Source organism: Microbacterium candidum, from assembly GCF_030315975.1.
Lineage (GTDB): Bacteria > Actinomycetota > Actinomycetes > Actinomycetales > Microbacteriaceae > Microbacterium > Microbacterium candidum.
Map to the genome: position 1 here is coordinate 667,364 of NZ_JASXSZ010000001.1, position 19,035 is coordinate 686,398.

14 protein-coding genes are annotated in these 19,035 nt (G+C 69.7%); 8 read left to right on the top strand and 6 right to left on the bottom strand.

The genetic code is table 11. The annotated features are described in order from the left end of the window. Positions 1 to 15: 15 nt before the first annotated feature. Complete coding sequence (locus tag QSV35_RS03140) at positions 16 to 960, bottom strand: sensor histidine kinase (protein ID WP_286286617.1); 945 nt, start codon at positions 958 to 960, stop codon at positions 16 to 18. A 35-nt stretch (positions 961 to 995) separates the two neighbouring features. Continuing rightward, positions 996 to 1,712: a response regulator transcription factor gene (locus QSV35_RS03145; protein ID WP_353618954.1), complete on the bottom strand. Its 717-nt coding sequence runs from the start codon at positions 1,710 to 1,712 to the stop codon at positions 996 to 998. A gap of 344 nt (positions 1,713 to 2,056) precedes the next feature. On the opposite strand from QSV35_RS03145, the gene QSV35_RS03150 reads away from it, so the two are divergent. Next, entirely contained in the window at positions 2,057 to 2,398 is a 342-nt protein-coding gene (locus tag QSV35_RS03150) for a hypothetical protein (RefSeq protein ID WP_286286619.1), read from the top strand. Between the two features lie 100 nt (positions 2,399 to 2,498). On the opposite strand, the gene QSV35_RS03155 is transcribed toward QSV35_RS03150, so the two are convergent. Both QSV35_RS03155 and QSV35_RS03160 read right to left on the bottom strand, forming a co-directional pair. Then, positions 2,499 to 3,320: an alpha/beta fold hydrolase gene (locus QSV35_RS03155; protein ID WP_286286620.1), complete on the bottom strand. Its 822-nt coding sequence runs from the start codon at positions 3,318 to 3,320 to the stop codon at positions 2,499 to 2,501. 114 nt (positions 3,321 to 3,434) lie between these two features. After that, positions 3,435 to 4,298, bottom strand: coding sequence for a helix-turn-helix transcriptional regulator (locus QSV35_RS03160; RefSeq protein WP_286286622.1), 864 nt, complete (start codon positions 4,296 to 4,298; stop codon positions 3,435 to 3,437). A 779-nt stretch (positions 4,299 to 5,077) separates the two neighbouring features. Between QSV35_RS03160 and QSV35_RS03165 the strand changes: the two genes are divergently transcribed. The 6 genes from QSV35_RS03165 (at position 5,078) to QSV35_RS03190 (ending at position 11,156) form a co-directional block, all read left to right on the top strand. Continuing rightward, entirely contained in the window at positions 5,078 to 5,701 is a 624-nt protein-coding gene (locus QSV35_RS03165) for a hypothetical protein (protein ID WP_286286624.1), read from the top strand. Between the two features lie 123 nt (positions 5,702 to 5,824). Next, positions 5,825 to 6,643: a patatin-like phospholipase family protein gene (locus tag QSV35_RS03170; RefSeq protein WP_286286626.1), complete on the top strand. Its 819-nt coding sequence runs from the start codon at positions 5,825 to 5,827 to the stop codon at positions 6,641 to 6,643. A gap of 80 nt (positions 6,644 to 6,723) precedes the next feature. Continuing rightward, a complete protein-coding gene (locus QSV35_RS03175; protein WP_286286628.1) occupies positions 6,724 to 7,569 on the top strand; it encodes a mechanosensitive ion channel domain-containing protein in 846 nt (281 codons plus the stop codon). A gap of 264 nt (positions 7,570 to 7,833) precedes the next feature. Next, complete coding sequence (locus QSV35_RS03180) at positions 7,834 to 9,150, top strand: ABC transporter substrate-binding protein (protein ID WP_286286630.1); 1,317 nt, start codon at positions 7,834 to 7,836, stop codon at positions 9,148 to 9,150. Positions 9,151 to 9,246: 96 nt separating this feature from the next. Then, positions 9,247 to 10,230, top strand: a complete 984-nt coding sequence (locus QSV35_RS03185) for a carbohydrate ABC transporter permease (RefSeq protein WP_286286632.1) — start codon at positions 9,247 to 9,249, stop codon at positions 10,228 to 10,230. Beyond that, complete coding sequence (locus QSV35_RS03190; protein ID WP_286286634.1) at positions 10,227 to 11,156, top strand: carbohydrate ABC transporter permease; 930 nt, start codon at positions 10,227 to 10,229, stop codon at positions 11,154 to 11,156. Before QSV35_RS03185 ends, QSV35_RS03190 begins: the two co-directional genes overlap by 4 nt. A gap of 60 nt (positions 11,157 to 11,216) precedes the next feature. Here QSV35_RS03190 and QSV35_RS03195 read toward each other — a convergent pair whose 3' ends face one another. Then, positions 11,217 to 12,992 (bottom strand): beta-galactosidase, encoded by a 1,776-nt coding sequence (locus QSV35_RS03195; RefSeq protein ID WP_286286636.1) that lies wholly within the window; start codon positions 12,990 to 12,992, stop codon positions 11,217 to 11,219. A 104-nt stretch (positions 12,993 to 13,096) separates the two neighbouring features. On the opposite strand from QSV35_RS03195, the gene QSV35_RS03200 reads away from it, so the two are divergent. Beyond that, entirely contained in the window at positions 13,097 to 14,131 is a 1,035-nt protein-coding gene (locus QSV35_RS03200; RefSeq protein WP_286286638.1) for a LacI family DNA-binding transcriptional regulator, read from the top strand. A 25-nt stretch (positions 14,132 to 14,156) separates the two neighbouring features. Here QSV35_RS03200 and QSV35_RS03205 read toward each other — a convergent pair whose 3' ends face one another. After that, positions 14,157 to 18,944, bottom strand: a complete 4,788-nt coding sequence (locus tag QSV35_RS03205; RefSeq protein WP_286286639.1) for an NAD-glutamate dehydrogenase — start codon at positions 18,942 to 18,944, stop codon at positions 14,157 to 14,159. Positions 18,945 to 19,035 lie beyond the last annotated feature (91 nt).

The window sequence follows — 19,035 nt, forward strand, 5'->3', positions numbered from 1 at the left end:
TGAGGGTCCCGTCGGTCACGCCGACGGGACCCTCATCTGGATGGCCGTTCCGCTCGGCCCGGTCGAGAGCACCGCAACGCTGCCGCCATGGCGGGCCGCGATCTCGCGGACGAGTGCGAGCCCGATCCCGAAGCCTGCGCCCGCAAGCCTCGGAGCATCCGGCGCGGCCCGCGCGAACCTGTCGAAAATGCGCCGGGGGTCGATGCCCGTGATCCCGGGGCCTTGATCGGAGACGGTGAGCACAGCGGCGGCGCCGTCCCGCCCGATCGTCACTCCCACTCGGCCGCCCGCGGGCGAGTGGGACAGTGCGTTGTCGATGAGGGCCGTCGCACAGCGCTGGAGGGTGGCCGGCGGGACTGTCGTCGCCGACTCTGTCTCCTCGGTCAGGATGAGCTCCACGGACGCGTCCCGAGCGAGCACCTGCAGTGACTCGACGGCCCGCGCGACGGGGTCGAACATCGGGGACGCAGTGCCGGACGTGTCGCGCTCGGGGTCGGCCGCGAGCAGGAGGTCGTTGACCACGTCGATCAGCGTCTTGGTGTCTGCGCGCAGTTCCGTCACCGTCGCGGCGGACGGGTCACCGGCGGGCAGGGCGCGCTGGAGCACCTGCAGGCGAGCGTCGAGCACAGCGAGGGGCGTGCGCAGCTCGTGGCTCGCATCGGCGACGAAGTCCCGCTGCAGCTGAAGCGCCCGCCCCAGGGGGCGCACGGCGCGCCGCGTGACGATCATGCTGAGCACTCCCGCGATGGCGATCGCGAGCACCGCGATGATGGCGAACGCGACGGTCGCTTGCGTGGGGTCGATGTAGATCCGGTGCTCCGAAGGGGGCGGGATCTCGTTCGCCTCCGAGGGGCGGAGCTGGTCGAGCACATAGATGAACACGATGCCGAGGGCCGCGATGACCAGCGCACCGGACGCGATGGCGATCTGGACGCCCACCGCGCGGGATGCCCGGGTCACCTCGCGGGCGTCTCCCTGTAGGCGGTCGCGGTGCTTCACGGCTCGCCCAGCCGGTATCCCTGGCCCCGAACCGTCAGGATCATGTCGGGATCCGTCTTGCGGCGCAGGTAATGCACGTAGGTGTCCACCGTGCCCTCCTGCTCGTCCGAATCGAAGACCGTCTCGAGAATCTCGCGGCGGGAGAACGTGCGGAGAGGGTTCTCCGCGAGCAGCCGGAGGAAGGCGGACTCACGGTCGGTCAGGACGATCCGACCTTCATAGGGGGAGTAGATCATCCGGCTCTCCGGATACAGTCGCCACTCCCCGATGCCCAGCTCTTTGCCCTCGCCGGTGAACCGTCTCGTCAACGCGCGGAGCCTGGCGAGCAGCTCGTCGAACTCGAACGGCTTCACGAGGTAGTCGTTCGCTCCGGCATCCAACCCATCCACCCGGTCGCGGACGGTTCCCAGAGCCGTGAGCATCAGGATCGGCGCGACGATCCTGCGTTCGCGCAGGGCCGTGACGACCCCGACACCGTCGAGGCCTGGCAGTCGCCGGTCGACGACCAGCACGTCGAACATCCTCGACACCGCGGTCTCGACGCCCGTTTCTCCGTCCGAGACCCGGGTCACGTCGTACACCTCGCCGAGCACCTGCTCGATGAGCGGGCCCAACCTCGGGTCATCCTCGATCAACAGAACACGCAGCCGCGCCTCAATCACCAACGCCTCCCACCGCATGTGCCGGATGCGCGTCAGCGCACGCGGCGACATGCTCAACACTGTCTCGCGGATCCAGCTTCGCGCCTGGATCCCAAGACGATGCTGAGGATCGAGCGTTCGAGAACCATCCGCACCGCGGAGACGAGAGCTGTCAGGAGAGGGCCGTCGTCACGGAGTAACCTCACCTGGTCGAGAGGGCATGCGCCGTGGCCGGACGAATCATTGCTGCCGTGACGTGGTGCGTCGCGCTGACGGTTCTCGCCGGATGCTCCTCACTGGCGTGGCCCACCGACCTGCCGAGCAGAACCGCGCCGACCGACGGGGCTGTTTCGAGTGAATCCCCGTCATCTCAGAACGCGGGTGACGGATCCGGTTCCACCACGCCGAACGCAGCGGTGGACGCCAAGGCCGCCGCCATCCTCCGAGCGGAGGACGTCCGCCTCACGTCTGAGTACGAGCGCGGACAGGCTCTCGCGGGCACGTCGGCAGAGCTCGACTGGTGGACCAATTTCGGCGACGCCACTCGAATCGCGAAGGAAGAGCTGGCAGTCCTCGACCAGGTGCAGGCTCTCTACCCACAAGGGCAACCCGATTCGCTCAGCAGGTGGGCCGCCGTCCCCTTCCCCGGAGATGTTCAGACGTGGTTTCTCACACCGGTCGGTGACAATGCGGCGGACGTGAGAGCGGACCTCGCTCAGATGGCGGCCGATGCCGACGCGGTCGCGGCAGGTCGATAGCAGCCGGGCCGCACGAGGGTCGCGGCTCGGCATGGACGAGCGCCCAGCACGCGCGCGCGGCGAAAGCGGCGAGGGTCGGGAGACCCTCGCCGCTTCCGGATCACTCGGCGAAGAACGCGAGGATGTCGTCGTCGAGGGCGACCTGGTACTCGCCCCAGATGCCGTGCGAGGCGCCGGGGTAGACCTTCAGCGTTCCCTGCGAGACGAGGGTGATGGCCCGCTCCGCGGCCGCGGCGATCGGGACGATCTGGTCGTCATCGCCGTGAGCGAGGAGGATGGGGACGTCGAGCGCCTCCAGATCCTTGGTGAAGTCGGTCTCGGAGAACACCTTCACGCAGTCGTACGCGGCATTGAGGCCGGCCATCATGCCCTGGCGCTGGAAGTCGTCGACGAGGCCCTGCGATCGCTTCTCGGGCTGGTGGTTGAAGCCGAAGAACGACTCCGCGAGGTCCTTGTAGAACTGCGAGCGGTCGTTGAGCACGCCCGCACGGATGCTGTCGAACACCTCGAGCGGGGTGCCCTCGGGGTTCGTCGCCGACTGGAGCATGACGGGCGGGACCGCACCGGCCGTCGCGACCTTCGACACGCGCCCGGCGCCGCGGGTGGCCGCATAGCGGACGACCTCGCCGCCACCGGTGGAGTGGCCGACCAGAAGCACGTCCTGCAGGTCGAGCTGCTCGACGAGCGACGCCAGGTCGGCCACGTAGGTGTCCATGTCGTTGCCGCGGTACGTGCGGGAAGAGCGGCCGTGGCCGCGGCGGTCGTGCGCGATCACTCGGTACCCGGCGTCGGCGAAGATCTTCAACTCCTTCTGCCAGGCGTCCGAGTTGAGCGGCCAGCCGTGGCTGAAGATGACGGGGCGGCCTTCGCCGAGCTCGGTGTAGTAGATCTCTGTGCCGTCGGGCGTCGTGATGTAGGGCATCGTGTGTCCTTTCAAGGGGGAGGGGTTGCGGCGCGAGACGGCGACGAACACGTCGCGCGGCCACGGAACACACGCTATGCGCGGGCCCGGTCCGACAGAGAGGCCCGCGTAGTACTACCCTCCGGCGCCCTTCGCAGTCGACGAGAAGGCCCCAGGAGCAGGCTCGCTCGTGAGCGGGACGGATGCGGCGAGCCCGGCGAAGAGCGTCTCCGCCATCCCGCCCGGTACAGCGGAGAGCACCGTGAGCTGGTGGCCCGGCAGGCTGCGCACGGCGAAGTTGTGCGCGTCGACCGCGACCTCGCCGAACCCCTCGATGAGGATGTGGAACGTCGTGTCCTCGGGGCCGGAAACGTCGTGTCGCGCCCAGATGCGGACGAAGTCCGGATCCGCGGACAGCTGGCGCACCAGTTCCGCGAGGCGCGGCGAGTCCGGATCGGCGTCCCGGCGGAGCGTGGCGACGGCTGAGCGCGCCATCGCCTCCCACTCCACGAGGGTGCTCTTCATGCGTGCGTTGAAGAGGGCGGCGACCTGGTTGACGCCGACGGCGAGCCCTCCGTGTCCCAGCGCAGCCGCGAGCGCGTTGGATGCGACGATGTCTCGCTGCGGATCCGAGATGTAGGCCGGGGTGCGGTACCAGCGGGACAGTGTCCGCGCGATCCGCTCCGCGGCTCCGGGATCGGGTGCGACCTGGCGCGGGGGCTGCCCGTCGACGAGGCGGTGCATGTACGCGATCGACTCGTCGTCGAGGTGCAGCACACGGGCGAGTGCGGAGAGGACCTGCTCCGAGGGGCGCCCGATGCGCCCCTGCTCGATGCGCAGGTAGTACTCCCCGCTGATCCCTGCGAGCTCAGCGACCTCCTGCCGGCGAAGCCCGGCGACTCGCCTTCCGGGTTGCCGGACGAGACCCGCGTCCTCGGGTTGTGTGATGTGCCGCCGGGCACGGAGATAGCGGCCTAAGGCATGGGCGGGAGTGGGCATCGGCCTCCTCGGCTGGTGGGATTGCCTCCCGCAATTCTCCGCCCGTCCGTTGCTGCGTTCGGGCGTGTCTCAGCGGATGTCGCGGGCCGAGCAGACGGGCGGCCGTGGAGGGGTGCGCGCATGCCCGGATCGCACGAACGAGCTGATTCTGGGTGGGGTCCGGCTCGCTCTGCTTGCGATCACCGGCAGCCGCGGCCGTGATGCCGATGACACCCTCACTGTCCTCGTGTGGCGAGTCTCGAGTCTTCCGCTGAGCCCGTGACGCGCAGTGGGGCCGAAGCGACTCAGCAGAGGGCCGGGCGAGCACCCCGGCGGCGAAGCATCAGCAAAGCTGAAGATCTCCTGAAGAATGGCATTTGTCCCCCAAAAGGGGGACAAGGAGTCGCTACATTGAGATCCGGACACACGCTCTGGGGGCGCGATGTTCGAAGCACCGGTTACCGGTGTGCGACTGGGGCGCACACCGGTGCGGGCTTGATCGTCCCCTTCGCCAGGGCGAAGGGTCGAGGGCGGGTGCCGCGAGTCGCGTTGGGGAACGGGCTCTCGCGGCACCCGCCGGAGCACGCAGGCGGCGGGGCACCATCTGGGGAATGAGTCTCTCTCGAGGGGGACTCGATGCGCACGCGGGCGCAAAGCTCGATTCGCTATATGCTGGTATACCAGCAGGTTCCTCGTCTGGCACGCGATGCTGCCAGGGCTGTCGAAACGCCGCGAGTTGCCGATAGGTGCAGGTGAACGTGCACAGCGAAGGCCGAGGTCTTCGCACACCTGGAGATCACATGCCTGCCGAGACATCCCAGTCCGCCTACGCCTTCTACGGCCCGATGGGGGGCCGTCGCCCGCGCAGAAGGGTGCTCGCTGCGTCGGTCTGCGCGCTGCTGGGCATCGCCGGGATCTTCACCCCCGCCGTGCTCCTCAATACCGCGTCATACGCCGACACCACGATCGTCGTCGGCAGCGGCCTGACCCTTGAAGGACCCTCGCAACCCGCAGATCTCGGGCTGGAGTTGATGGCGTCCATGCAGGAGCTCGAGACCGTGCCGGCGCCAGAGCCGCACGCGGTCAGCGGCGATGACGTCCGGCAGACTCCGGAGCCGCGCAGCCAGATCCCCACCGGACCTGCCGTGGTCGCGCCCGTCACTCCGGGCCTGCCTCCGGAAGATGGCCTCGGCGCCACGAAGCCCGCGCGTCCGCCTCAGCCGAATCCCGGTCGCCCCAACAACGGCGCCGACCACGGGAACGGTCAAGGCAACGGCCACGGGAATGGCAATGGCAACGGCAACGGCAACGGCAACGGCAGGGGATCCCAGCCCCATGGCAAAGGCCAGCTGAAGTTCTCCAATCCGATGACGTCGCCGGGCCAGCAGAACCCGTCGAACCCGCACGGACGGGGCCACCACTAGACGAAGCCTCTCCGCATACAACGCCGAGATCCACCCGCAGACCGTCACCGGATGGCGGCCGTCTGCGGGTGAGCCCTACTCTGCGGGTGGAACGTGATCTGCGACGACGGGGAACGGAGCGCGATGATGCGAGCACTGGTGCTGGGCGGCGGTGGCGTCACGGGCGTCGCCTGGGAGACGGGGCTGCTGTACGGGCTCGAGCAGGAGGGGCTGCGCTTGCGCGACGCGGATCGCCTCGTCGGCACGTCGGCGGGCTCGGTCGTCTCCGCACAGGTCGCAGGCTCCACGCCGCTCCAGGAGCTGTACCGCAGGCAGGTCGAGGGCGCGAGCACGGAGATCCCGGGATCGCTCGGCTTCCGGGGGACCGTCCAGCTCGTGGTCGACCTCATGCTCGCGATCGACAAGGAGGCCGGGCTCCGGCGTCTCGGGCGCAAGGCCGTCCGCGCGACGGACCCCGCGATGGTCGGCCAGCGGCGGGGCGTCATCGAACAGCGGCTGCCGCAACACGAGTGGCCCGACCGCGACCTCCGGATCACCGCGGTGGACGTTGAGTCCGGGGCGCTGCGGGTGTTCGACCCGGCATCCGGCGTGGGCCTCGTCGACGCGGTCTCCGCGAGCTGCGCTGTGCCGCTCGTATGGCCGGTCGTCGAGATCGACGGCCGCCTCTACATGGACGGCGGGATGTGGTCGGGCACGAACGTCCAGCTCGCGAAGGGGTGCGACCGCATCGTCGTGATCGCTCCCGAGAACATCGGCCTGACGAAGGATCTGCGTGCCCTCGGTCAGGGCGTGCGGACCGCCATCATCACGCCGGATGCGGACGCGAAGGTCGCCAGAGGTCGCAACTCCCTCGACCCTGCCGCGCGCAGGCCGTCCGCCGAAGCGGGGCTCGCCCAGGCGCACCGCGTCGCCGAGCAGGTCCGGGCCGTCTGGGACGCGTGATCCCGGCCCCGCATTGACCGCCGCGGATGCGCGCGGCGCGGCATCCGCGGGCGGTCCGGTGCGGCCTCTAGCGTGAGAGCGTGCGGGCGCTCGCGAGTGTGGACTTCTCGACCTGGATGCAGGGGATCGAGTGGTGGCAGGTCGCGATCGCCCTGATCGTCGCCATCGCGGGGTGGATCGTCGGCCACTTCGCCCGGAAGGGCGTGCTCGCGCTGATGCAGCGTACGAACGGACTGGAGATCTACGCGATCACCGCGGCGCGGATCACCGAGTACCTGATCGTCGCGGTCGGTCTCGGCATCGCTCTGGCGGTCCTCGGTGCGAACATCCAGCCGCTGCTCGCCGTGGTGATCATCGTCGCGGTCGTCGGGGTCCTCGTGATGCGGGGCACGGCCGACAACTTCGCCGCGAGCGTGCTCATCCAGTCACGGCACCCGGTGCGCGAGGGGGATGAGATCCAGGTCGATACGCCGGGTGGAGCGATGACGGGGATCGTCACGGAGCTCAACTCGCGCTCGGTCGTGCTGGTGACGTACGACGGGCGCACCGTGCATGTGCCCAACGCGAAGCTCCTCTCGGATTCCGTCGTGAACCACTCCGCGCAGGGTGTGCGCCGCAGCCAGGTGCAGGTCAGGGTCGCGCGCGCGGCGGACGAGCCGATCGACGGACTGCTGAAACGGCTGCTGGCGACGACGCTCGCCGTCGACGGCATCCGCGACCCGGAGAACGCGGCGGTGCGTCCGACCGGCGTATCCCCGGAGCGCCTCACCGCGCTGCTGCTGTTCTGGCATGAAGCCACCCAGTCCGCTGTCGTGACGGCGGACGTCGTGACCGCGCTCGCGACGGACTTCGCCGATCGCAGGGTCGAAGCCGTCGTCACGAGCGACATCCCGGTCGCGGGGTTCATCCCGCGAGACAAGCTCTGACCCATCCGCGTCAGGCGCGCAGCCTGTCATCCCCGCATCTGCCAGGGTCGACACCCGCGCGTGTGCAGGGCGAGCGACGCGCCATCGAGCCCGCCATCTCGCGCTCATTGTTAGCGCGAACACTCTTAGGCAGAGTTCGCGATGATTCGCGCTTGTGAGCGCAAACATTTTGATGCACAATGGCGTCTGAGGACGTCGCGTACCGAGGCGATCGTCCCGCGTCCCGGCCCAGCCGGGAGGTCCTGACCTCAACGAGGAGTACGCATGGCATCCACACACCGCATCATCCGCACCGCGGCCGTCGTCGGCGCGGGCGCGCTGGCCGTCGCGGGCCTCGCAGCCTGCAGCTCGAGCGGCACCGGCTCGTCCGGCACCGCGCCGAGCGGTCCGATCACGATCGAGTACATGCACCGCCTGCCGGACGGCGAGGGCATGACGCCCGTCGCTGACATCGTCGCACGCTGGAACAAGGAGCACCCCGACATCCAGGTGAAGTCGACCAAGTTCGACGGCAAGTCCAGCGACATGATCCTGAAGCTCGAGACCGACGTGAAGTCGGGAACCGCGCCGTGCCTCGCGCAGACCGGCTACGCCGAGGTCCCGCAGCTGTATGCGAAGGGCATGCTCGAGGACGTCGCCAAGGAGGCTGCGAAGTACAAGGACAACTACTCCGCGGGCGCCTTCAGCGGCATGAAGGTGGGCGACGCGATCGTCGGCCTCCCGCAGGACACCGGCCCGCTGGTGTACTTCTACAACGCGACCGCGTTCGATCAGCTCGGCCTGACCGTCCCCAAGACACTGGACGACCTGACCGCCGACTCCGCGAAGGCCGCGGCGGCCGGCAAGTATGTCACGGCCTTCACCCCGGATGAGGCGCAGAACTGGCTCAGCGCGCAGTCGGCGGCCGCCGGCGACACGTGGTTCGCGGCCAAGGACGGCAAGTGGAGCGTGGATGCCACGGGCCCGGGCTCCCAGAAGGTCGCCGCGTTCTGGCAGAACCTCCTCGACAACAAGCAGACCCTCGCCACCGAACGGTGGGGCGACGGGTTCACCAAGGCGCTCAACGACGGCCAGCTCATCGGCCACGTCGGCGCCGCGTGGGAGGCGGGCTTCATGCTCGACTCGCTCGACGGCACCCCCGCCGCGGGCCAGTGGCGGGTCGCGCAGCTGCCCGACTACGGAAAGGGCGCGATGACCGGCCCCGACGGCGGCTCCGGCGTGTCCGTCATGAAGGGCTGCAAGTACCCCGAGCAGGCCATGGAGTTCGACAACTGGTTCAACACGCAGGTCAACGACCTCGCGTCGCAGGGCCTGGTCGTCGCGGCGAAGGGCACAGTCAAGACGCCGGAGAAGATGCTCAAGCAGTTCGGCGGACAGGATGTGCTCGCCGAGCTCGCGACGGCGACCGGCAACCTGAACCCGGACTTCCCCTACGCCCCGGGCTTCGCCACACTGTCCAAGATGAGCGAGACGGCTGCCGCCGCGGTCGCCGGATCGGCCAAGGTCGCGGACGTGTTCCAGACCGCCCAGCAGACCGCGGTCGCATCCCTGAAGGACCTCGGGCTTCCCGTCGCACAATGATCGGATGACCCGCCGGCGGCGGAGTGCATGCCCAGCTGCACTCCGCCGCCGATGTCGGGATCCCGCATCCGGAACCCGTCGGACGGAAGGATGAGCATGGCCACAGTGACCGATACGCGCACCCCGCGCTCGAGCGGGCCGGCAGGAGGCGACAGTCCACCGGTGGCGCGCGGCCGCACGGGGCGCGGCGCCCGGCGGGAAGCGCTCACCGGATGGATGTTCCTGGCGCCGTTCGCGATCCTCTTCGCGATGGTGTTCCTGGTTCCGATCGGCGTCTCGATCCGCTCGTCGCTGTTCGCCCAGGTCTCCTCCGGCGGCGGGCTCTACGGCGGCGGCCGGCAGGTCGACGCGTTCGTCGGCCTCGCGAACTTCACCGCGGCGATCGGCAACAGCGCGTTCTGGATCGGCATGGGCCGCGTCGTGCTCTACGCGGCCATCCAGATCCCGGTGATGATCATCGTCGCGCTCGCCCTTGCACTGCTGCTCGACTCGTTCATCGTGCGCCGCCCGGCGCTGTTCCGGCTCTCGTTCTTCCTGCCCTACGCCGTTCCGGGCATCATCGCCGCGATGATGTGGCTCTACCTGTACACGCCACAGGTGTCGCCGCTCATGAAGTTCCTCCCCGAGGGCGTCGACCTGATGGCGCCGGGCACGATCCTCTTCTCGATGGCCAACATGACCACGTGGACCTACACGGGCTACAACATGCTGATCTTCCTGGCGGCGCTCCAGGCCGTGCCCCGCGACCTGTACGAGGCCGCGCGCATCGACGGCGCGAGCGGCTTCCAGATCGCGACGCGGATCAAGATGCCGCTCGTGCGCGGCGCGGCGCTCCTCGCCGTGCTCCTGTCGATCATCGGAACGATTCAGCTCTTCAACGAGCCGATGGTGATGCAGACGGCGAACGCCTGGATGGGCAAGGACTACACGCCGATGATGCTCACCTATAACTCGATGATGGGGGAGATCTCGCCCTCGGGGAGCGGCCCGGCATCCGCGTATTCGCTGCTGATGGCCCTGATCGCGGGCGTGCTCGCGATCGTCTACGCGCTACTGCAGCGCCGCAAGGGGGATGCATGACCACGTCGAGCCTCGAGACCCGCGCCGTGGTCGCGGCATCCTCCCCGCAGCGCCGGCGTCGGCCGCAGGCGGTGGATGCGCTGCCGTCGTCGATCGCGCCGGGCCCCGTCGCGCGGACCTTCGGGATCATCGCGCTCGTCGTCGCGACGCTGTACTTCCTCGTGCCGGTGTACTGGCTGGCTGTCGCCTCCACGAAGAGCAACGCCGACCTGACGTCGAGCTTCGGCTTCTGGTTCGCGAAGTGGAACCTCGCGACGAACTACGACAAGCTCATGGCCTGGACGCAGGGCCTGTACTGGCACTGGGTGGGCAACTCGATCGTCTATTCGACCGCCGCCGGCGTGATCGGGACGCTGATCGCCGTGATGGCCGGCTACGCCATCGCGAAGTTCTCGTTCCCCGGCAAACGCATCGCGGTCGGAGTGATCATGGCGGGGCTCCTCCTGCCGGTCGCGATACTCACGGTCCCGCTGTACATCGAGTTCCATGCGCTCGGTCTGACGAACACGGTGTGGGCGATCATCATCCCCGCCGCCGTCTCGCCGTTCGGCGTGTTCCTCGGGATGGTCTACGCCGAGTCGTCGGTGCCGACGGAGCTGCTCGAGGCGGCGCGCATCGACGGGGCGGGGGAGATCCGCATCTTCTTCACGATCGTGCTGCGCCTGCTCGCCCCCGCGATGGTGACGATCTTCCTGTTCGTGTTCGTCGCGACCTGGAACAACTTCCTGCTGCCCCTGATGATGATCTCGAGCCCCGAGCTCAAGCCCGTCACCCTCGGCCTCTACGGGATGATGAGCTACTTCGCGCCCGACAAGGGCGCCGTGATGCTCGGCGCGCTGCTCGGCGTCATTCCGCTCGTCATCCTGTTCTTCACGCTCCAGCGCTACTGGCGCTCGGGGCTTGCTGCGGGCGCCGTCAAGGGCTGACCACCGGACAGGAAGAAGGGCCGCTCCCGAGGGGAGCGACCCTTCTTCGTGGTCGGGGAGTCAGGACCCGATGAACTCCTCGGTCGGCCCGAACGACGGCCGCTCCCGGATCTCGACGACGTCGCCGAGCCGGTCGGTGTCGAGGACGCGCACCTCGTTGCGCCCCGCGCGCCACAGCGGGCGGGGAGCGTAGAGCGTCACCTGGGGACCTGCCTCCCAGTAGCGGCCAAGCAGGAAGCCGTTCAGCCACACCATGCCCTTCGCGCCGCCCGGGAACGCCAACCAGGCATCGGCCGGATCCGAGACGTCGAACGTCGCGATCGCGAGCCCGTCGGCTCCACGGTCGCCGGTGCACGCGGGGGCGTCGAGCGGCAGGATGCGGTGCGCCCACCCGTGCACGTAGCGACGCTCGATGAGGACGCCTCCGATGATCCCCTTGCCCTCCCCGAGGAGCGGGCCGTAGTTGATGCGGCCGAGGCTCTCGACGACGATCGTCAGGCGTCCCGCCCCGCCGGCGGCGGGGAGGGCGAGGGAGGTCGCCCCGTCGCGCTCGAGCGTGCCGAGCCGCTCGTCGTCGAGGAACACGGTCGCCCGGTCGTGCAGGCCCGCGATCTCGAGGCGCGCCCCGGCTTCGAACCTGACGTCGGTCTCGTACGCGACCAGACCGTCCTCCGCGCCGAGCTCCTCGTAGGTCATGGGGCGCGGTCGGGTCGCGGCGACCGGCGTCGCACGCACGACGTCGAGCAGCGTGGCCTGCGGAGCGAGCGCCGCCGTCTGCGGCGCCTGGAGCCTCGGCGGAGCAGGGATCGGCGGCAGATGGCCGTCGTGGAAGGGGGCGAAGGCGGCGCGCACTGCGTGGAACTTCTCGTTCAGGGTGCCGTCCTCGCCGATCGGCGCATCCGAGTCGTAGCTCGTGACCGTCGGCTGCAGCCGCCCGTCGTGGTTGGCGCCGTTCCACAGGCCGAAGTTCGTGCCGCCGTGCGCCATGTACAGGCTCAGCGACCCGCCCGCGTCGAGGAGCTCGTCGAGCGTCTCGCGCACGCTCTGCGCCGAGCGCACGTGGTGCCGCTCGCCCCAATGGTCGAACCATCCGCCCCATAGCTCCGCGCACATGAACGCGTGGCCGTCGCGGCGCAGCTCGAGCGCGCGCGACACCCCGGTGCCGAACGTGAAGGTCGTCATCGCGCCGTCGACGCTGCCGTGCTCGACCATGTCACGGGTGATGCCGTCGGCGGTGGTCAGCATCTCGACGATGCCGCGGGAGCGCAGCGCTTCGCGCTGATGCTCGAGGTAGGCGGCGTCGCTGCCGAACGAGCCGTACTCGTTCTCGACCTGGATCGCGACGATCGGGCCGCCGAACGCCGCCTGCAGCGGCACGAGGCGAGGGATGAGCCGGTCGTACCAGGCATCCACCGCCGCGAGGAAGCCCTCGTCGGTCGTGCGCAGCGCGCGGGCGCGCCCGCTCACCCAGGCGGGGATGCCGCCGTTCGACCACTCCGCGCAGATGTAGGGGCTCGGGCGGACGAAGACGTCGAGGCCGAGATCGCCCGCGATGCGGATGAACCGCTCGATGTCGCGCCAGCCGTCGAACCGGACATCCCCCTCGGTGCGCTCGTGGAAGTTCCAGGCGACGTACGTGTCGACCGTGTTCGCGCCCATCGCGGCGAGGCGGCGGAGGCGATCCCCCCACTGGTCGGGGTGGACGCGGAAGTAGTGGACCGCGCCCGACAGGATGCGGTGCTCCCGCCCGTATCGGCGGAGGCCTTCCTCGTTCCAGGTCAGGGCAGGACCGCCCGCGGTGAGGTCGTGCGGCGTCGTGGCGACGGTGTCGGTCATGCTTCTCCCGATGCTGGCCATCAAAATGTTTGCGCTCACATTATTGCATCAAGGACGTCCGGAAAGACATGATTTTCCGGAGGTTGATCGCTACCATTGGCTACATGTCACCGCGCCAGCCGGACAAGTCTCCCAGCCAGGTCGACGTCGCGCGTCTGGCCGGCGTCTCGACCCAGACGGTGTCGCGCGTCCTCTCCGGCCAGGGGAGCGTGCGGCCCGAGACCGCCCGGCGCGTGATGGCGGTCGTCGATCAGCTCGGCTACCGCGTGCATGCGGCCGCGGCATCCCTCGCCTCCGGCCGCACGCGGCTCCTCGGCGTCCTCGTCGTCTCGACCGACCGGTATTCCTCGAGCGCTCTGGGCGTCGGCATCGAGCACGCCGCCGCTGCCAACGGATACACGGTCACGACGGCGGCCGTGCCCGACCACGCGTCCGGCGAGGCGTTCTTCGAGGCCTTCGACCGGCTCGAGCGGCAGGGCGCCGAAGGCGTCGTCATCGGGGTCCCGGTCGAGCTCAACAGCCCCGCGATGCGCATGCGCATGGATCGCACGCCATCGATCCGCAGCGAGCGCGCGTCCCTCGCCGAAGACGCCCCGCTCGCCGTCGACCAGCACGCGATCGCGCGCCTCGCCGTCGAGCACCTGCTCGATCTCGGCCACGAGACCGTCTGGTACGTGTCCGGCGACGACTATTGGCTCGAGTCGCAGCACCGCCGCGAGGCGTGGGAGCAGACGCTGCTCGAACGCGGCATCACGCCGCCGCCCGTCATCCCGGGCGACTGGACGCCCGAGTCCGGCTATCGCGCGGGCCGCACCATCGCGGCGATCCCGGGCGTCACGGCGGTCTTCGTCTCGAGCGACGAGATGGCGTTCGGCCTCCTCCGCGCCCTGCACGAGGCGGGGCGGACCGTTCCCGATGACATCTCCGTCGTGAGCGTCGACGACATCGCGCTCGCGGCGTACGCCTCTCCCGCGCTCACGACCGTCCGCCAGCCGTTCGAAGCGCTCGGCCGCGCGGCGACCCTGCGGCTCATCGCGGAGATCGAGGGCCGGGATGCCGTCGGCGACCTGCCGGAGACCGAGCCCACGCTGATCGTGCGCTCGTCCACCGCGCGCCCGCAGGCGGCGACCAGCTCTTAGGACGCGCGCCTGGGCGCTGAGGCGCTCAGCGGATGAGGGAGCGCAGACGCCTGACCGCGACCGACAGCGTCGCGAGCCGCGAGCCGTCCTCGGCATGCGCGGCGGCGAGCGCCTCCTCGAGCACGCGTCGGGCGGTGGCGCCGCCCTGCTCGAGCCAGGACTCGATCCGCACGTCGGGGTCGGCGACGGGCGTCTGCTGCGCGATCGTGGCGGTGAGCTCGATCATGATGGCGTAGAGGTCGTCGCGGACGCTGGCACGCGCCATCGATCCCCAGCGGTCGTCCTGCGGCAGCGCGGTCGTCTTCGTCAGGATCTGCTCGAACCGCAGTCGGGCCGACAGTGCGAAGTACAGCGCAGCCAGCTCCCGCTGGTCCCACTCGCGCAGTCGCGAGCACTCGATGACGTCGAGCAGCGAGAAGACGTCGAGGGTGCCTGCGCCGTGGCGGGCGAGCTCGGCGGGGACGCCGGCATTCTCGAGCTCGCGCATCCTCCGCTCGAAGCGCTCGAGGTCGTTGCCCCGCAGCAGGTCGCCGATCTCGGCCCACAACGATGCGATCGGCGCGTGGAAGTCGGCGATCTGCTCGCCGATGTCGAACCCGTCGGGACGGTGCTGCACGAACCAGCGCGTCGCGCGGTCGAGCAGCCGGCGGAAAGTCAGGTACAGGTCGGTCTGCACCGCGGTCGGCACCACGTTGTCGGTGGCCTCGACCGCGACGACGAAGCCGCGCAGGTCGTAGATCTCGCGCACGGCGACGTACGCGCGGGCGATCTGCTCGCTCGACGCGCCGGTCTCGTCGGCCGCCCGGGAGGCGAACGTGATGCCGCCCCGGTTGACCATCGAGTTCACGATCGAGTTGACGATGATCTCCGTGCGTAGCGGATGCGCATCGAGGTCGCCGGCGTAGGCCTCCCGGATGGGACCCGGGAAGTACTCCGCGAGGGTGCCCGCGAACCAGGGGTCGCGAGACAGGTCGGATGCGGTGAGGTCGGCCTTGAGCGCGAGCTTCGCGTATGCGACGAGCACCGCGAACTCGGGGCGCGTGAGCCCGCGCCCTTCAGTGCCGCGCACCTGCACCTCGGCCGAGCTCGGCAGGAACTCCAGCTCGCGGTCGAGCTCGTCGCGCTGCTCGAGCAGCTCCATGAGACGCTCGTGCACCGGCAGCATCACCGCGGCGTTCGCGCGCGAGTTGCCGAGGAGGACGTTCTGCTCGTAGTTGTCGCGCAGCACCTGGACCCCGACCTCGTCGGTCATCGAGCGGAGCAGCTCGTTGCGTGCGGACCGGTCGAGCCGCCCCGCGCGCTCGAGCGCGCCCAGCAGGATCTTGATGTTGACCTCGCGGTCGCTCGTGCCGACTCCGGCGGAGTTGTCGATCGCGTCGGTGTTGATCGCGACACCGGCCATCGCGGCCTCGATGCGGCCGCGCTGGCTCACACCGAGGTTGCCGCCCTCGCCGACCACGCGCACGCGCAGCTGGTCGCCGTTCACGCGGATCGCGTCGTTGCCGCGGTCGCCGATCTCGGCATGCGTCTCGGCGCCCGCCTTGATGTACGTGCCGATGCCGCCGTTCCAGAACAGGTCGACGGGGGCCAGAAGAACCGCACGCTTCAGCTCGAGCGGGGTCACCTTCCTCACCGACGGGTCGAGCCCGAGCGCCCTCGTCATCTCCGGCGTGACCGGGATCGACTTCAGCGACAGCGGGAACACCCCGCCGCCCGCGGAGATGAGTTCGCGGTCGTAGTCGTCCCACGACGAGCCGGGGAGGTCGAAGAGGCGCTGACGTTCGACGAAGGATGCCGCGGCATCCGGGTCCGGATCGACGAAGACATGGCGGTGGTCGAACGCGGCCACGAGGCGGATGCAGGGGGAGCGCAGCATCCCGTTCCCGAACACGTCTCCCGACATGTCGCCGACGCCGACGACCGTGAAGTCCTCGGTCTGCGTGTCGACGCCGAGCTCGCGGAAGTGCCGCTTGACCGACTCCCACGCGCCGCGCGCGGTGATGCCCATGCCCTTGTGGTCGTATCCGGCCGAGCCGCCCGAAGCGAACGCGTCGTCGAGCCAGAAGCCGTACTCCTCGGAGATGGCGTTCGCGATGTCGGAGAAGGATGCGGTGCCCTTGTCCGCCGCGACGACCAGATACGAGTCGTCCCCGTCGTGGCGGACGACGTCGGCGGGCGGGACGATCTCGCTGCCGACGCGGTTGTCGGTGATGTCGAGGAGGCCCCGGATGAACGTGCGGTAGGCGGCCTTGCCGGCATCCATCCACGCTCCGCGGTCGCTCGGCGCGGGCAGGCGCTTCGCGAAGAACCCGCCCTTGGAGCCGGTCGGCACGATGACGGCGTTCTTCACCATCTGCGCCTTGACGAGGCCCAGCACCTCGGTGCGGAAGTCCTCGCGACGGTCGCTCCAGCGCAGGCCGCCGCGGGCGACCTTGCCGAAGCGCAAGTGGACGCCCTCGACCTCGGGCGAATAGACCCAGATCTCGGCCATCGGGTGCGGCTTCGGGAGCCCGGGGACGCGGGCGCAGTCGAGCTTCATCGACACCCACGGCTTCGGCGAGCCGTCGGATGCTGGCTGGTAGAAGTTCGTCCGCCACGTCGCGCCGATCACGCCGATGAACGAGCGCAGGATGCGGTCGTCGTCAAGGCTCGACACGCCGTCGAGCGCCTGCAGCAGCGCGGCCTCGGCCGCATCCGACTGCTCGTGCCGATCCGCGGAGAGCGCGGGGTCGAAGCGGAGCTCGAACAGCCGCACGAGGTCGCGCGCGAGCGCGGGGTTCGCGACGAGCGCCTGCTCGATGTACTCGACCGAGAACGCGGACCCGATCTGCCGCAGGTACATCGCGATCGAGCGGAGGATGACGATGCGGCGCCAGTCGAGCCCGCCGAGCAGCACCAGCGAGTTGAGGCGGTCGCTCTCCGCCGCGCCCGTCCAGGATGCGGTGAACGCCGCCTCGAAGTCAGCGCCCCACGCCGGGTCGCTCCAGCGCTCGGCCGTGGCCGCGTCGATGGCGGGGACGGTGAGACCGAAGTCCGAGATGTATCGGACCTCGCCGTTCGGGAGGGTGATCGTGTACGGACGCTCCTCGACGACGTCCGTGCCCAGGTCCGTCAGGATCGGGAGCACCTGCGTGAGCGGGTACTCACGGTGCGACACGACCGTGAGGACGCGTTCGTCCGGGTCGTCGCGCTCGGGGATGTTGAGGTGCACCGCGAACTCGCGCGCCTCGAGGCTCTCGAGCAGCGCGATGTCGTCGAGGGCCTCCTCGGGGGTGACCGATTCCTTGTACGCCAGCGGGAACGCGTCGCCGTAACGGGCCAGCAGCCGCGCCGTCTCCTCCTCGCCCTGAGTCAGGTGGAGCGCGTCGACGAGCCCCTCATCCCAGCCCCGCACCGCGTCGGCCAGCCGCGCCTGCAGGGCGGCTTCGTCCACGTCGGGGAGCGACGCTCCGCGCGGCATGCGCACGACGAAGTGGAGCTGCGCGAGCGGGGCGTCGCCGACCCACGTGGCGTGGTCGACGTTCTCCGCGGCGAACACCGACTGCAGCAGTGTCTGGATGCGCAGACGCACCGTCGTGTTGTACCGGTCCTTCGGCAGGTAGACGAGTGCGGACACGAATCGCCCGAACTCGTCGCGGCGCAGGAACGCGCGGGCGCGGCGGCGCTCGCGGAGGCGGCTGACCTCCGATGCGACCTCGAGCAGGTGCTCGGGCGTGTCCTGGAACAGCTCGTCGCGCGGGTACTGCTCGAGGATCTGCAGCAGGTCCTTGCCCGTGTGCGACATCGGCGCGAAGCCGGACGCGTCGAGGACCGCGTGCACCTTGTTCGAGGCGATGGGGAGCGTCATGACGGATGCCGCGTACGCGCCCGAGGCGAACATGCCGAGGAAGCGGCGCTCGCCCGTCACGTTCCCGGCCTCGTCGAACGTGCGCGCCCCGATGTAGTCGAGATAGACGTCGCGATGCACGGTCGCGCGCGAGTTCGCCTTCGTGATGGTGAGGATGCGGGGTTCCCGCGCTGTCCGCTGGGCCTCCGGCCGCAGGTGGGCGACCGCCGTGGTGGGCTTGCTCAGGATGCCGAGGCCGGTGTCGGGCACCGGCACCAGCACGTCCTCACCGGTCCCGTTGGTCTGCAGAGCGTATTCGCGATAGCCGAGGAACGTGAAGTTGTCGTCGGCGAGCCAGGACAGGAAATCGACGGCCGGCTGGATGGTCTCGGGGGCGGCGGTCGACGGCGGCGCTGTGCGCAGCTCGGCGACGACGTCGAGGCACGCCCGGCGCATGGCCTCCCAGTCGTCGACGGCGACGTGGACGTCGGCGAGCACGGACTGCAGCCGCTCCGCGAGCTCGGCCCGCGCCTCGTCGGTGGGCAGGCGATCGACCTCGAGGTGGATCCACGACTCGAGGCCGCCACCGGGTGCGTTCATCTCGAGCAGGGTGCCGTCGTCGCCGCGGCGCACCGCCACGATCGGGTGCACCAGGAGGTGGACCGCGAGCCCCTGGCGCGCGACCGCCGCGATCACCGAGTCCACGAGGAAGGGCGCATCGTCGGTGCAGACGTCGACGATCGTGCGGCGTGAGCTCCAGCCGTGCTCGGCGAGCGTCGGGGTGAACACCGCCACGTGCGTCTGTCCGTGCGCGCGGCGATCGGCGAGGGCCCGCATCGACATCGCCGCCCCGACGACGTCGCGCGCATCGCGCTCGGCGAGATCCTCCGGGTCGAGCCCGGCGATGAGGCTTCGGAGCCCGGCACCGAGTTCGGGGTCGAGGCCGGCGATCGCGTCGTCGATCTCGGTGGATGCAGTCGTGCTCATGAACCTCATCGTCCCATCCGGGGGTCTGGTTCGTGGCCGTCGAACCCCCCATCGAAACTACTCGGGTGCGGTGCCGTTCGCGATTCGGGAA

Coding starts and splice junctions, on each gene's coding strand:
- QSV35_RS03145 (WP_353618954.1), bottom strand. CDS start 1,712: ATGTCGCCGCGTGCGCTGACGCGCATCCGGCACATGCGGTGGGAGGCG.
- QSV35_RS03155 (WP_286286620.1), bottom strand. CDS start 3,320: ATGCCCTACATCACGACGCCCGACGGCACAGAGATCTACTACACCGAG.
- QSV35_RS03160 (WP_286286622.1), bottom strand. CDS start 4,298: ATGCCCACTCCCGCCCATGCCTTAGGCCGCTATCTCCGTGCCCGGCGG.
- QSV35_RS03165 (WP_286286624.1), top strand. CDS start 5,078: ATGCCTGCCGAGACATCCCAGTCCGCCTACGCCTTCTACGGCCCGATG.
- QSV35_RS03170 (WP_286286626.1), top strand. CDS start 5,825: ATGATGCGAGCACTGGTGCTGGGCGGCGGTGGCGTCACGGGCGTCGCC.
- QSV35_RS03180 (WP_286286630.1), top strand. CDS start 7,834: ATGGCATCCACACACCGCATCATCCGCACCGCGGCCGTCGTCGGCGCG.
- QSV35_RS03185 (WP_286286632.1), top strand. CDS start 9,247: ATGGCCACAGTGACCGATACGCGCACCCCGCGCTCGAGCGGGCCGGCA.
- QSV35_RS03190 (WP_286286634.1), top strand. CDS start 10,227: ATGACCACGTCGAGCCTCGAGACCCGCGCCGTGGTCGCGGCATCCTCC.
- QSV35_RS03195 (WP_286286636.1), bottom strand. CDS start 12,992: ATGACCGACACCGTCGCCACGACGCCGCACGACCTCACCGCGGGCGGT.
- QSV35_RS03200 (WP_286286638.1), top strand. CDS start 13,097: ATGTCACCGCGCCAGCCGGACAAGTCTCCCAGCCAGGTCGACGTCGCG.
- QSV35_RS03205 (WP_286286639.1), bottom strand. CDS start 18,944: ATGAGCACGACTGCATCCACCGAGATCGACGACGCGATCGCCGGCCTC.